General features: G+C 69.2%; 10 protein-coding genes. 8 read left to right on the top strand and 2 right to left on the bottom strand.

Annotation, left to right across the window (positions count from 1 at the left end; genetic code table 11):
- Positions 1-380 precede the first annotated feature (380 nt).
- The 6 genes from shbA (at position 381) to EV648_RS30355 (ending at position 6,408) form a co-directional block, all read left to right on the top strand.
- Positions 381-1,001: an RNA polymerase sigma factor ShbA gene (gene shbA / locus EV648_RS30380; RefSeq protein ID WP_132298546.1), complete on the top strand. Its 621-nt coding sequence runs from the start codon at positions 381-383 to the stop codon at positions 999-1,001.
- Positions 994-2,424, top strand: coding sequence for a hypothetical protein (locus tag EV648_RS30375; RefSeq protein ID WP_132298545.1), 1,431 nt, complete (start codon positions 994-996; stop codon positions 2,422-2,424). Before shbA ends, EV648_RS30375 begins: the two co-directional genes overlap by 8 nt.
- A 138-nt stretch (positions 2,425-2,562) precedes the next feature.
- Positions 2,563-4,074: an IMP dehydrogenase gene (gene guaB, locus EV648_RS30370; RefSeq protein ID WP_132298544.1), complete on the top strand. Its 1,512-nt coding sequence runs from the start codon at positions 2,563-2,565 to the stop codon at positions 4,072-4,074.
- Between the two features lie 25 nt (positions 4,075-4,099).
- A complete protein-coding gene (locus EV648_RS30365; protein ID WP_132190709.1) occupies positions 4,100-5,206 on the top strand; it encodes a GuaB3 family IMP dehydrogenase-related protein in 1,107 nt (368 codons plus the stop codon).
- Positions 5,203-5,931 carry an alpha/beta fold hydrolase gene (locus EV648_RS30360; RefSeq protein ID WP_132298543.1) on the top strand — a complete coding sequence of 243 codons (729 nt, stop codon included), beginning with the start codon at positions 5,203-5,205 and terminating at the stop codon, positions 5,929-5,931. Before EV648_RS30365 ends, EV648_RS30360 begins: the two co-directional genes overlap by 4 nt.
- A gap of 75 nt (positions 5,932-6,006) precedes the next feature.
- The gene (locus EV648_RS30355; RefSeq protein ID WP_132298542.1) at positions 6,007-6,408 is read left to right on the top strand and encodes a hypothetical protein; all 402 of its coding nucleotides are present in this window, start codon (positions 6,007-6,009) and stop codon (positions 6,406-6,408) included.
- Here EV648_RS30355 and EV648_RS30350 read toward each other — a convergent pair.
- Both EV648_RS30350 and EV648_RS30345 read right to left on the bottom strand, forming a co-directional pair.
- Positions 6,405-7,322: a TIGR03086 family metal-binding protein gene (locus EV648_RS30350; protein WP_132298541.1), complete on the bottom strand. Its 918-nt coding sequence runs from the start codon at positions 7,320-7,322 to the stop codon at positions 6,405-6,407. The genes EV648_RS30355 and EV648_RS30350 overlap by 4 nt on opposite strands.
- Positions 7,323-7,401: 79 nt before the next feature.
- The gene (locus EV648_RS30345; RefSeq protein WP_241995721.1) at positions 7,402-8,847 is read right to left on the bottom strand and encodes a hypothetical protein; all 1,446 of its coding nucleotides are present in this window, start codon (positions 8,845-8,847) and stop codon (positions 7,402-7,404) included.
- 138 nt (positions 8,848-8,985) lie between these two features.
- Between EV648_RS30345 and EV648_RS30340 the strand changes: the two genes are divergently transcribed.
- Complete coding sequence (locus EV648_RS30340) at positions 8,986-10,578, top strand: succinic semialdehyde dehydrogenase (protein WP_132298540.1); 1,593 nt, start codon at positions 8,986-8,988, stop codon at positions 10,576-10,578.
- A 76-nt stretch (positions 10,579-10,654) separates the two neighbouring features.
- A complete protein-coding gene (locus EV648_RS30335; RefSeq protein WP_132298539.1) occupies positions 10,655-12,376 on the top strand; it encodes a GMC oxidoreductase in 1,722 nt (573 codons plus the stop codon).
- The last annotated feature ends 180 nt before the right edge of the window (positions 12,377-12,556 follow it).

Below are 12,556 nucleotides of genomic sequence, written 5' to 3'. Positions count from 1 at the left end.
CATCGGACCAGCCGGGCAGTTCGTCTTCCCAGCCCGAGTAGCGCAGTACCCGATGGCCGGCGCCCGATCGATGCGACCCGCCCGCTGGACCAGGTCGTGACCGATGTGATCGCCACTTGCACCCAGATGGGCCATCCCGTCACCGCCTGAGATACAGCGCCAGCAGGCTCGACCCTTCCGCCGTCGAGTCCCAGCGCAATCACTGAGCGTCCCGGCCGCATTCGGTGAGCGGCGACGGAGGCGCGGCGTGGGGTGGTCGGGGTGCTTGCTCACCGGTTGTAGTGAAAAAAGCTCAGTGACTACGGGTTGCCACTATGCAAGCGGGTGTGGCCGCCGTACTATCTTGCAGGCTGACCGGTCTGGAACGAGGGGGGCGAGGGGTGACCGAGGTCCAAGTACCGCACACCCACGATCGGGTCGAGCTCCGTGACCTGGCCGCAGCTGCGGCTGAAGGTGATCGGAATGCTCTGAACGACCTGCTCACGAGGGTGCGGGCAGTCGCCCACCGCTACGTGCGGTCGAGGCTCTGGACCTACCCCGGCGGCGCCGACATGGTCGACGACGTCGCGCAAGAGGTCTGTGTCGCGGTATTCGGCGCTCTGGGCCGGTACCGGGACGAGGGGAGGCCGTTCGAGGCCTTCGTCTACGGCATCGCGGCCCGCAAGGTCGCCGATGCCCAGCGTGCGTTCGCGGTCGCGGACTTGTCGACGCCGGATCTTCCGGACGGGGCGGACGAGTCACCGACGCCGGAGGAGCACGCCGTACGCCATTCAGAGGTCCAGCACATCATGGGCCTGCTGGACAGGTTGCCGGAGAAGCTGCGGGAGATCCTGCGGCTCCGGGTGGTAGCGGGGATGTCAGCCGAGGAGACCGGCCGGGCACTGGGGATGACACCGGGGGCGGTGAGGGTCGCACAACATCGGGCGTTGAACACGCTCAGGGGGTTTGTGGGGCATGAGGCAAAGATGGAACGAGGGGCAGGGGAGGAGCGACATGGCTGACCGTTTTGATCTCGACGCGATCGAAGCAGACGACGCGTTGCTCGACCTGCTCGCAGCCGGTGGGGAGTCCGCCTGGGAGGCGGGCGAGCACGACCCGGCCCTGAAGCTGCTGGCCGATCTGCGGCTCGCGGTGGAGGTCGAGGACGAGCTCCCGGTGGAGACGATCGACGATCCGGAGAACTTCCTGGCGCGCTGCGCCGCGTTGAACCCGGTGACGGACCCGTTCGCGCGCAAGATGGCCGCCCGGGGTCTGGCCCTGGGTGTCGCCGCGGTGGCCGCGCTGTCGGTCTCCGGCGTGGCCGCGGCCGTGACCGGCGATCCGCTGTCGCCGTACGAGAAGGTCATCGAGAAGGTCGTCGACGGGCTGCGTCCGCAGACGAGCTTCCCGCAGGAGCAGCTCGACGGTATGCCGGTGGTCGACAAGACGAAGATCGTCAAGGTCGCGAAGGACTACCAGAAGAAGGTCGAAGAGCAGAAGGCCGCCGCCGAAGAGAAGGTGGCGCAGAACGAGGACCCGCTGACCTTCCCGCCGGCCTCGGTTGTCGCCCAGACGCCGCCGCTGCTGCTGGCCCGGCCCCAACCGACCCAGGTGGAGAAGCCGACCACGGTCCAGGAGCCGGTCGAAGAACAGCCGGCCAACCCGGTCGAGCCGGAGCAGCCGGCTGACCAGCCGACCGCGGCGCCCACCGACGGTCCGACCGAGCCGCCGGCCACTACGCCGCCGCCGACCGAGACCACGGACCCGACGACGACCGATCCTTCGGACCCGTCGACGACGCCCCCGACCACCACCGAGCCGACCATTCCGGTCGAGCCCGGCAGCGGTTCGAACGGCGACCCAGGGACTCAGCCGACCCCGCCCGCCGGCGGCGAGACCGGCATCGGCGAGACGGGCACCGGTGGCAATGGCGACACCAACCCCGGTGACACCAACCCCAGTGACACGAACACAGGTGACACCACGGTCGGTGGCGACCAGACCGGCGACACCGCTCCGCAAAGCGGCGGCGGCGAGCAGTCCGAGTCGACCGACGGAACCGGTGACCAGGCGGCCGACCTGCCCGTAGTCGTCCCGCCCGCGGCGCAGCCGGCCGACCAGGGCAACAAGGCCGACGAGCCGGCATCCGACGAGAAGCCCGCGATCGAGGTCCCGCCGGTGCTGTCGGTCGTGCCGGTTGTGCCGGTCGAGGAGCCGACCCGCCTGGAGCAGTACATCGGCAAGTCGGCCGCGTCAGGCGCCAAGCACTCCAACGGCAAGCCGTCGGTGGGCTACGTCAGGGCGACGTACGCCACCGGCAAGCACTCCAGCGGCCTGTACGCCGAGGGCAAGCACGCCGCGATCGCCCGGGCGCACGGATCCATGAAGCCGGTCACTCTCCGTCAGATCCTGGGAGTCCTGAACACCCCGATGACCGGTCGCTGACCGAACCACCCACCGCCCACCCACCGCTCGGTGACCGCGCCGGTGGGTGGCTGCCGGGCGGGACCGATTCGGGGCGGCGGGTAGGCGCGGCATACGATGGGGTCCCGTTCTCGCCGTGCAAAGGTGCCTGCCTTCCTCATGGACATCACACCCGCTGGAGTTCCCGACAAGTTCGCCGTCCTCGGCCTGACGTTCGACGACGTGCTGCTGCAGCCGAACGAGTCCGACGTCATCCCCTCCGAAGCCAACACCAAGTCCCGGGTCAGCCGGAACATCGAGGTCAACATCCCGCTGGTGTCCAGCGCGATGGACACCGTCACCGAGGCCCGGATGGCGATCGCGATGGCGCGCCAGGGCGGCCTCGGCGTACTGCACCGCAATCTCTCGATCGAGGACCAGGCCCAGCAGGTGGATCTGGTCAAGCGCTCCGAGTCCGGCATGATCGCCCAGCCGATCACCATCGGCCCGGACGCCACCATCGGTGAGGCCGACGCGCTCTGCGGCCAGTACCGGATCTCCGGCGTGCCGGTGGTCGACAACGCCGGCGTTCTGGTCGGCATCGTGACGAACCGGGACATGCGGTTCGAGAACGACCCGTCCCGGCCGATCCACGAGGTGATGACGCGGCAGCCGCTGGTCACCGGCCCGCAGGGCATCTCCGCGGACGACGCGATCAAGCTGCTGAGCCGGCACAAGATCGAGAAGCTGCCGCTGGTCGACGAGGCCGGCAAGCTGACCGGCCTGATCACGCTGAAGGACTTCGTCAAGCGCGACCAGTTCCCGCTCGCCACCAAGGACTCCGCCGGCCGGCTCGTCGTCGGTGCCGCGATCGGCTTCTTCGGCGAGGCGTGGAAGCGCGCGATGACGCTGATCGAGGCCGGCGTGGACGTGCTCGTGGTGGACACCGCGCACGGTCACTCGCAGGCCCAGCTGGAGATCATCCGCAAGCTCAAGGCCGACCCGGCCACCCAGGGCGTCGACATCGTAGGCGGCAACGTGGGCACCCGGGCGGGCGCCCAGGCGCTGGTCGACGCTGGCGCCGACGGCGTCAAGGTCGGCGTCGGCCCGGGCTCGATCTGTACCACGCGCGTCGTGTCCGGCGTCGGCGTTCCGCAGGTCACCGCTATCTACGAGGCGTCGCTGGCCTGCAAGCCGGCCGGCGTACCGGTGATCGGCGACGGCGGCCTGCAGTACTCCGGTGACATCGCCAAGGCCCTCGTGGCCGGCGCGGACACCGTGATGCTCGGCTCGCTGCTCGCCGGCTGCGAGGAGTCCCCTGGTGACCTGGTCTTCATCAACGGCAAGCAGTTCAAGGCGTATCGCGGCATGGGTTCGCTCGGCGCGATGCAGTCCGGTGGTCTGCGCAAGTCCTATTCCAAGGACCGTTACTTCCAGAGCGACGTCGGCAGCGACGAGAAGCTGATCGCCGAGGGTGTCGAGGGCCAGGTGCCGTACCGCGGCCCGCTGTCCGCCGTCGCGCACCAGCTGATCGGCGGCCTGCGCCAGTCGATGTGGTACTGCGGGTCCCGGACGGTGCCGGAGCTGCAGGACAAGGGCACGTTCGTGCGGATCACCTCCGCCGGGCTGCAGGAGTCGCACCCGCACGACATCCAGATGACGGTCGAGGCGCCGAACTACTCCGGCCGCTGACCCGCCACCACCCAGAAGGAACCAGATGACCGAGATCGAGATCGGCCGCGCCAAGCGGGGCCGGCAGGCCTACGCGTTCGACCACATCGCGATCGTGCCGTCGCGGCGGACCCGGGACCCCGAGGAGGTCTCGGTCGCCTGGCAGATCGACGCGTACCGGTTCGAGCTGCCGATCCTGGCCGCGCCGATGGACTCGGTGATGTCGCCGGCCACCGCGATCGCGATCGGCAAGGCCGGCGGCCTCGGCGTCCTGAACCTCGAGGGCCTCTGGACCCGGTACGACGACCCGACGTCCTTGCTGGAGGAGATCACCACCATCAGCAAGGAAGCTGCCACCACCCGGCTGCAGGAGATCTACTCGGCGCCGATCAAGCCCGAGCTGATCTCCCAGCGGGTGCAGGAGATCCGCGACTCCGGTGTCACCGTCGCGGGTGCTCTCTCGCCGCAGCGGACCAAGCAGTTCGCCAAGCACGTGGTGGACGCCGGGGTCGACCTGTTCGTCATCCGCGGTACGACGGTGTCGGCGGAGCACGTCTCCGGTCAGGCCGAGCCCCTCAACCTGAAGCAGTTCATCTACGACCTCGACGTACCGGTCATCGTCGGCGGGTGCGCGACCCACCAGGCCGCACTGCACCTGATGCGGACAGGCGCGGCCGGAGTACTGGTCGGCTTCGGCGGCGGCGCGGCGCACACTACCCGCAAGGTGCTCGGTGTGGCGGTGCCGATGGCTTCGGCCGTCGCGGACGTGGCTGCGGCGCGCAGGGACTACATGGACGAGTCCGGCGGCCGGTATGTGCACGTCATCGCCGACGGGTCGGTCGGCCGGTCCGGCGACGTGGCCAAGGCGATCGCCTGCGGCGCGGACGCGGTCATGGTCGGCTCGCCGTTGGCGCGGGCGAGCGACGCTCCCGGTGGCGGTTTCCACTGGGGAGCGGAGGCCTGGCACCAGGACCTGCCGCGCGGTGAGCGCGTCGAGGTCGGCGTGACCGGCACGATGGAGCAGATCCTGTTCGGCCCGTCCTGGGTGCCGGACGGCACGATGAACCTGGTCGGCGCGCTCAAGCGGGCGATGGCGACCACCGGCTACACGGAGCTGAAGGAGTTCCAGCGGGTCGAGGTCGTCGTCGGGTGACCACCGGCGTCCTGCTGCTGCACGGCTCCAGCGGCAAACCCGACCTGGATCGGGTGCAGGTGCTGGAAGCCGCGGGGTACGACGTGGTCGCGCCGCAGTGGTTCGGCGACCGGATCAGCGAGATCCCGCTGGAGTCGTTCCCGCTGGACGAACTGGCCGAGCGCAACGACCGGCTGGTCACCATGGGCATGTCGCGTGGTGCCGAGGCGGCGCTGCTGCTCGGCGCTCTCGATCCACGGGTCGACGCGGTGGTCGCGATCGCTCCCAGTGCGTATGCGTGGGGCTGGATCGAGAACGGCGACCAGACCTCGCCGTGGACCCGGCAAGGTGAGCCGCTGCCGTTCGTCCCGTTCGACCTCGACTGGAAGCCCGACGACGACCCGCCGAGCTACGTCGGGATGTACCGCTCGTCGATGAAGAAGTTCCCCGACGAGCTCGAGGCAGCGCGGATCCCGGCGGAGCAGTTCACCGGTGAGCTGCTACTGCTCGCGGGTGGTGACGACAAGCTCTGGCCATCCGTGGAGTTCGCCGAGCAGATCGCATCGCGCCGAGATGGCCTCGTCACCGAGGTGCTCATCTCGGGTCAGGCCGGCCACCGCCTGATCTTCCCCGGCGAAGAGCCGAAGACGACCGGCCAGCGGATGGCCCGCGGCGGCACCGACGAGGCCGACCGGGCCTTCGGTGCCGAAGCCTGGTCGCACGTCCTCCGCGTTCTCGAGGGCTGAAACACACCTTCGGGAAGAAGGCGCGACATCTGCGGCAGGTGATCGGAGTTTGAGGGGTTCTGGAAGGATTGCGGCATGGGATTGTTCAGCCGGAACAGCAGCAAGGACGCCGACAACGTTGCCCTCGCCGCCGCGCGGGCCAGACTCTCCACCGAGGACGTCGACCAGGTTCGCTTCCTGATCACCACCAAGAAGAACCTCTTCGCGGTGAAGCTGGTGCACGAGCGGACCGGCCTCGACCTCAAGCACGCGAAGGACCTCGTCGACGAGATCAGGCTCGGCCGCTACGTGCCGCCCGTGACCGACACGCCCGTCGTCCGCAGGCCAGGCGCCAACCTCGCCGAGCGCACCCGCGCGCTCAAGGCCGCCGGTGAGCTCCACCAAGCGACCGCGCTGGTCGTCAGCGAGACCGGCATGACCGAACTCGAGGCCGGCCTCTTCGTCGGTGCCCTGAAAAGCGAAGCCCAGGACTCCTAGCCCTTCACGTAGGACAGCTTCTCGGCGATCTTCCCGTCGCGCAGCTGGATCACGTCGACTCCGCGCACGTGGCCGCGGCTGCTGTCCGGTTCACGCCAGGAGAACCTCCACCGGACGACGGCCCGGTCACCCAGCACGGTCGACTCCTCGGTCTCGAACAACGCGTCCGGAGTCTCGTCGAACAGCTTCTGCCACTGCTCCCGTACTGCGTCCGCGCCCTCGAAGCGAGCCCCGTCCGGAGCAGGCGAGGTGGACTCGAACACGCAGTCGTCGGTCATCTGCGCCATGATCGCGTCGACATCCCCGCGCCCGAACGCATCGCCGAGCGCGGCCACCGCCGCATGCGCCGGAGTCCAGGCCGGATCCCGCCCGAAGGCGCCCAGCAGCGAGTCCGCGGGATCCGAGAACCCGTTCACCCGATCGCCGATCGCGCCGCCACCGCGGTAGAGATCTTCGCGCTCCTTGAACCACTGGGCGATCCCGTCCACCACCTCGGGATCCATCCGGGCGTTCGCACCGATCGCGACCGCCAGATCCCAGCCGTGGATGAGATGGTCCGCCGCCAGTTGATAGACGTACTCCGCCGCCTGCTCCTCGCCGTACGACAGGTGCACGGAGCCGCCCCGGAGTACGGGCTCGGTGATCGCGTTCTGCGCGGCGCGGGCGGCATGTGCGGCGGCCGTGGCCGGGTCGTCGCCGAGCAGGTCGCCTTCGAGCGAGTCGCCGACGTCCTCGATGGTCCGGCCGGCCATCAGTGGCACGGTCCACCGCTCCTCGCCGACGACATGGTTCACCAGCGTTCGCACGTCCCAGTCGGTGCACGGCGTCGGGTCGCCCCACTGAGCGGGCCCGACCGCGGCGACGTTGCGGACGAAGTCCTCACTGGCGCGTCTGTGCAGCTCTACGACATCCATCACAAACCCCCCTCGCCGCCAGACTGCGCCTGCCGGGGAGCGGCCGTCAATGGGGTCCGGGCCTGCTGCCGGACCCGCCCTAGGTCTGCAGTTGCTCGGCCGCTTCGTGGGCGTGCTGGGAGGCGGTGAAGTCGCCGGTCGCGGCAAGCAGGTCGCCGTGGTGCCGGTAGCAGGCGCCGGCCAGGTCCTTCACCTCGAGATCAGTCATCGTGAACGGGATCAGCGCAGTGGCCACGTCAGCGCTCCAGCCGGCCAGGTCGAGCGCCATGTCGGTCTGCCCGGCCGCGTGGTATGCCTCGGAGATGTCCAGCAGCACCTGCGCCCAGACAGGCGCGTAGCTGCTCGTCTCGTACCGCATCCGGTGCGACTCGCGCTCCGACGAGATCGCGAACAGGTAGTGGGCCTCGAGTCCGAGCGTCAGCGCGGTCTCCGCGTCGTGCGCGAGCATCGGCCGGACCAGCTCGGCCAGCTCGGTGGCCCGGACCGCGGCCGACTCGGGATCGGTCCGGCCGGAGACGGTGGCCAGCGTCATCCCGGGCGCGGGCTCGCTCAGCGCCAGCAGCCGGTGGTACTGCTCGTACGGCCCGAGCTTGATCTCGGCGTTCTCCAGCGCGGTGGACAGCGACGGCGGGATGCCGCGGTCGATCTCCTCGGTGACCAGCGCGGCGGTCGCCGGATCGGTCGCGAACGCGGTCCGCAGGCAGTTCTCGCCCTCGATGACCCGGCCGACGACGCCCAGGTGCTTGCCCTTGCGGGTCAGCGCGGAGACGAGCGTGCGCAGGTCGGTCGCGGACTCGGAGTCGGCCAGCGTGTCGGCGGTGTTGAGCCCGATCTCGTCCGCCTCGAGCGCCAGGTCGAGCCGCCCCTCGGCGGCGTGCACGTCGGCCGAGACCGCGGTGGCCGAGCAGAGGTAGCGCGCGTACGACAGGGACTGCGGGCTCGCGTTGATCTGGTCGGCGAGCTGGAGGAACAACTGGGTGGCCGCGTCCGCGGAGGCGACGGCCAGGTCGGGGTCGCCGTACCGGCGCAGGATGAGCGCGTTCATCGCCAGCACCCGGGCGAAGTCGGGTTGGTGCAGCACGCCGTCGTCGCCACCGACCAGCTGGCCGTAGGCGATCACCGCGCCGTCCATCTCCAGTACCGCGGTCGCGCCGTAGCCGCGGTGTGCCTGGGTCATCGCGCGCCGCGCGCGGACGTCGGCGAGGAAAGAGGTGGCCTCCAACTCGCCCGCGTCGCTGAGCTCGGTATAGCCGAGTTGAGCCTCGTGCAGGGCGGCAAGCGCTTCCTCGTGACGACCCGACGCGTTCAGGGAGCCGGCAAGCTCATACTGCGTCGCCGCCATCAGGTGCCTGGCCTCGTAGTGGTCCGGGCGGTCCCCGGCTCGCTCCCTGGCCAGCTCGATCACACGCTGCTGGTACGGTCCGGCCTCGTCGGCGCGACCCTCTTCTATCAGCACCTGGGCTGTCTGCAGAGCCTCGCCGAGCTCATCCTCAGGAGGCGTCCAGAGCCCCCCGCTGTCCACCATCTCTACAACCCACCCCTTCACACGCTCAGTCGCTCACCTTAGCGCCATCTTTACCGAACTCGCTCGTGATCGGGGCCGGGACATCAGTGCCGTGACCAAGTACTGACACGAGCTGTTACCGACAGGTAGCCTGGACGAATGAGCGAGCAGACCTCGATCCCTGCTGACCCCGAGCTCGACCCGACCGCGTCGTACGCGACCGACCAGTCGGTCATCCGCCGCCTGGCCGGTCTGTTGCGCGCGTCGGCGGGCACTCGGACGACCTACGCGCCCGCGACCGGCCAGCCGATCGCGGAGCTGCCCCTGTCCAGCCCGGACGACGTGCTCGCCGCGGTCCGGTCGGCGCGTCGCGCCCAGCGCGGCTGGAAGAACGTCTCGCTGGCCGATCGGGCGGCCATCCTGCTGCGCTACCACGACCTGGTGCTGGACCACCGGCACGAGCTGATGGACCTGGTCATCGTCGAGTCCGGCAAGGCCCGCAAGCAGGCCTTCGAGGAAGTCGCGCACGTCGCCATGACCGCCCGGTACTACGGGCGCAAGGCCGCCGAGCTGCTCGAGCCGCAGCGCAGGTCCGGCATGTTCCCGCTCCTCACCCGGGCCGAGCAGCGGTTCGTGCCGAAGGGTGTCGTCGGCATCATCTCGCCCTGGAACTACCCGCTCAGCATGGCGATGGCCGATGGTCTCCCGGCGGTGCTGGCCGGCAACACCGTGGTCCACAAACCCGACAGCCAGACCCCGCTGACCGGGCTCCGGGCGCTGGAGCTGCTCTACGAAGCAGGGCTGCCCCGGGACGCGTGGGTGCCGGTGAACGGCGACGGCCCGACAGTCGGCGGCGCGATCATCCAGAACACCGACTACATCTGCTTCACTGGTTCCACCAAGACCGGCCGCCTGATCGCCCAGCAGGCCGGCGAGCGGCTGATCGGCTGCAGCCTGGAGCTCGGCGGCAAGAACCCGATGCTCGTACTGCGGGACGCCGACGTGCACCGGGCTGCCGAGGGAGCTGTCCGGGCCTGCTTCAACAGCGCGGGCCAGCTCTGCGTGTCGATGGAACGGCTGTACGTCGCGGACCAGATCTACGACGCCTTCGTCACCGCGTTCCTCGACCGGGTGAAGCGGATGAAGATCTCGGCCGGGACCGGCTGGGACGTGGACATGGGCTCGCTGGTCTCCAAGGCTCAGCTCGAAACCGTGACCCGTCATGTCGAGAACGCCCGGGCCAAGGGAGCTGTGGTCCTCGCCGGCGGCAAGCCCCGGCCAGACGTCGGGCCGCTCTTCTACGAGCCGACCGTGCTGTCCGGGGTGACGCCCGAGATGGAGTGCTTCGACAACGAGACCTTCGGGCCGGTCGTCTCGATCTACCGCTTCTCGGATGAGTCCGAGGCGATCGAGCGCGCCAACGAGGGTGAGTACGGGCTGAACGCGAGCGTCTGGACGCGGGACGCTCGCCGCGGACGCGCCGTCGCGGCCCAGCTGGTGGCCGGCTCGGTCAACGTGAACGAGGGCTACGGCGCGACCTTCGGCTCGCTCGACATCCCGATGGGCGGCATGCGCGCCTCCGGGCTCGGCCGCCGCCAGGGCGTCGAAGGCATCCGCCGGTACGTCGACCCGCAGGCGATCGCGACCCAGCGCCTGCTCCCGATCGCCGCCTCGCACGGCATCAAGGACGAGGCCTACGCGGAGTTCATGACGGGAGCCCTGCGAGTGTTGAAGAAGTTTGGTCGCGCATGACCGAGCGGAGCGAGGGCATCATTCAATACAGGGTTTCTTGTGCCTCATCCGCGCCCGCAGCGAAGCGAGGACGCGGATGAGTTACGACCACGACGTCGTGATCATCGGATCCGGGTTCGGCGGCAGTGTCAGTGCGCTTCGCCTGGTGGAGAAGGGATATGACGTCGCGGTGCTCGAGGCCGGCGCCCGCTTCGAGGACGCCGGGTTCGCGAAGAACTCCTGGGACAAGAACAAGTTTCTGTTCGCCCCGAAGCTCGGCTGGTACGGCATCCAGCGGATCAGCGCGCTGCGCGACGTCATCATCCTGTCCGGCGCCGGAGTCGGCGGCGGCAGCCTCGTCTACGCCAACACCCTGTACGAGCCGTTGCCCGCGTTCTACACCGACCGCCAGTGGGCCCACATCACCGACTGGAAGGCCGAGCTCGCCCCGTACTACGACCAGGCGAAACGCATGCTCGGGGTCACCACGTACCCCGGCTTCACGCCCGCCGACGAGGTGATGAAGCAGGTCGCGGACGATCTCGGCGTGGGGGACACGTTCCACCCGACACCTGTCGGGGTGTTCTTCGGTGAACCCGGGGTCGAGGTGGACGACCCGTACTTCGGTGGCGCCGGCCCCCGGCGTACGGGTTGTATCGACTGCGGCGAGTGCATGACCGGGTGCCGCCACAACGCGAAGAACACGCTCACCAAGAACTACCTGTACCTCGCGGAGAAGGCCGGCGCCGAGGTCTACCCGATGACCACGGTGACCTCGGTCGAACCGCTGCCGGGCGGCGGGTACGCGATCGAGACGCGGCGCACCTCGAACCGGAAGCAGACGCGCAGATTCACTGCCCAGCAGGTGGTTTTCGCCGCCTCGGCGCTCGGGACCGCCAAGCTCCTGCACCGGCTGAGGGACGAGGGCAAGCTGCCGAACCTGTCCGACCGGCTCGGCGTGCTGACCCGGACCAACTCCGAATCGTTGCTCGGGGCAATCGCCAGGGACCGGTCGGTGGACTACACCCGCGGCGTCGCGATCACCTCTTCGTTCCACCCGGACGAGATCACCCACATCGAGCCGGTCCGGTACGGCCGGGGCAGCAACGCGATGTCGCTGCTGCAGACCGTGCTCACCGACGGCGACGGGGACAAGCCGCGCTGGCGGACCTGGTTGCGCGAGTTGGGGGTGCAGCGGAAGAACCTGCGCCGCCTCTACGACCTGAAGCACTGGTCCGAGCGGACCGTGATCGCCCTGGTGATGCAGACCGCGGACAACTCGATCACCACCTTCGGCAAGCGGGACCGGCTCGGCCGCTGGCGGCTGACCTCGAAGCAGGGCCACGGTGCGCCGAACCCGTCCTGGATCCCGGTCGCCAACGAGGTCGTCCGCCGGATGGCGAAGATCATGGGCGGTACGCCGGGCGGCACCATCGGCGAGCCCTTCAACGTGCCGATGACGGCGCACTTCATCGGCGGTTGCGCGATCGGGGACTCGGCGGGGACCGGCGTGGTGGACCCGTACCACCGGGTCTATGGGTACGAGGGGCTGCACATCTTGGACGGTTCGGCGATCTCGGCCAACCTGGGCGTCAACCCGTCCTTGACGATCACCGCGCAGGCCGAGCGGGCGCTGTCGTTCTGGCCGAACAAGGGTGAGGAAGATGCCCGGCCCGCCCTCGGATCGGAGTACCGAACAGTGGCGCCGGTCACACCGGTGCGGCCGATGGTGCCGGCGGAGGCTCCGGGAGCCCTTCGGCTACCGATCGTGGAGATCACCAACCGCACGGCCACGAAGCAGACTGTGACGGAGCCGTGACGCAATGACAACAATGTCCCGTGACCAGTGATGGTCACGGGACAGGAATGGCCTGGAGTGAAAATGAAAAAGCCTCAGGCAATGGCCTGAGGCTTCAAATCTTTACCAGGGCTTGTGTTCACCCTCGCCCAGACTGTGTTGATCTTCCTCCAGAAAAGGGAGCAGGTCCCTCGGGAACGT

It is taken from the genome of Kribbella sp. VKM Ac-2568 (assembly GCF_004345365.1).
In the GTDB taxonomy this organism is placed as follows: Bacteria; Actinomycetota; Actinomycetes; order Propionibacteriales; family Kribbellaceae; genus Kribbella; species Kribbella orskensis.
The sequence above is the reverse complement of the archived record's forward strand: the minus strand, read 5'-3'. Positions and strand labels throughout refer to the sequence as shown.

Bases quoted from the DNA above. Each gene is read 5' to 3' on its own strand.
- EV648_RS30375 (WP_132298545.1), top strand. From the start codon at position 994: ATGGCTGACCGTTTTGATCTCGACGCGATCGAAGCAGACGACGCGTTG.
- guaB (WP_132298544.1), top strand. From the start codon at position 2,563: ATGGACATCACACCCGCTGGAGTTCCCGACAAGTTCGCCGTCCTCGGC.
- EV648_RS30365 (WP_132190709.1), top strand. From the start codon at position 4,100: ATGACCGAGATCGAGATCGGCCGCGCCAAGCGGGGCCGGCAGGCCTAC.
- EV648_RS30355 (WP_132298542.1), top strand. From the start codon at position 6,007: ATGGGATTGTTCAGCCGGAACAGCAGCAAGGACGCCGACAACGTTGCC.
- EV648_RS30350 (WP_132298541.1), bottom strand. From the start codon at position 7,322: ATGGATGTCGTAGAGCTGCACAGACGCGCCAGTGAGGACTTCGTCCGC.
- EV648_RS30345 (WP_241995721.1), bottom strand. From the start codon at position 8,847: ATGGTGGACAGCGGGGGGCTCTGGACGCCTCCTGAGGATGAGCTCGGC.
- EV648_RS30340 (WP_132298540.1), top strand. From the start codon at position 8,986: ATGAGCGAGCAGACCTCGATCCCTGCTGACCCCGAGCTCGACCCGACC.
- EV648_RS30335 (WP_132298539.1), top strand. From the start codon at position 10,655: ATGAGTTACGACCACGACGTCGTGATCATCGGATCCGGGTTCGGCGGC.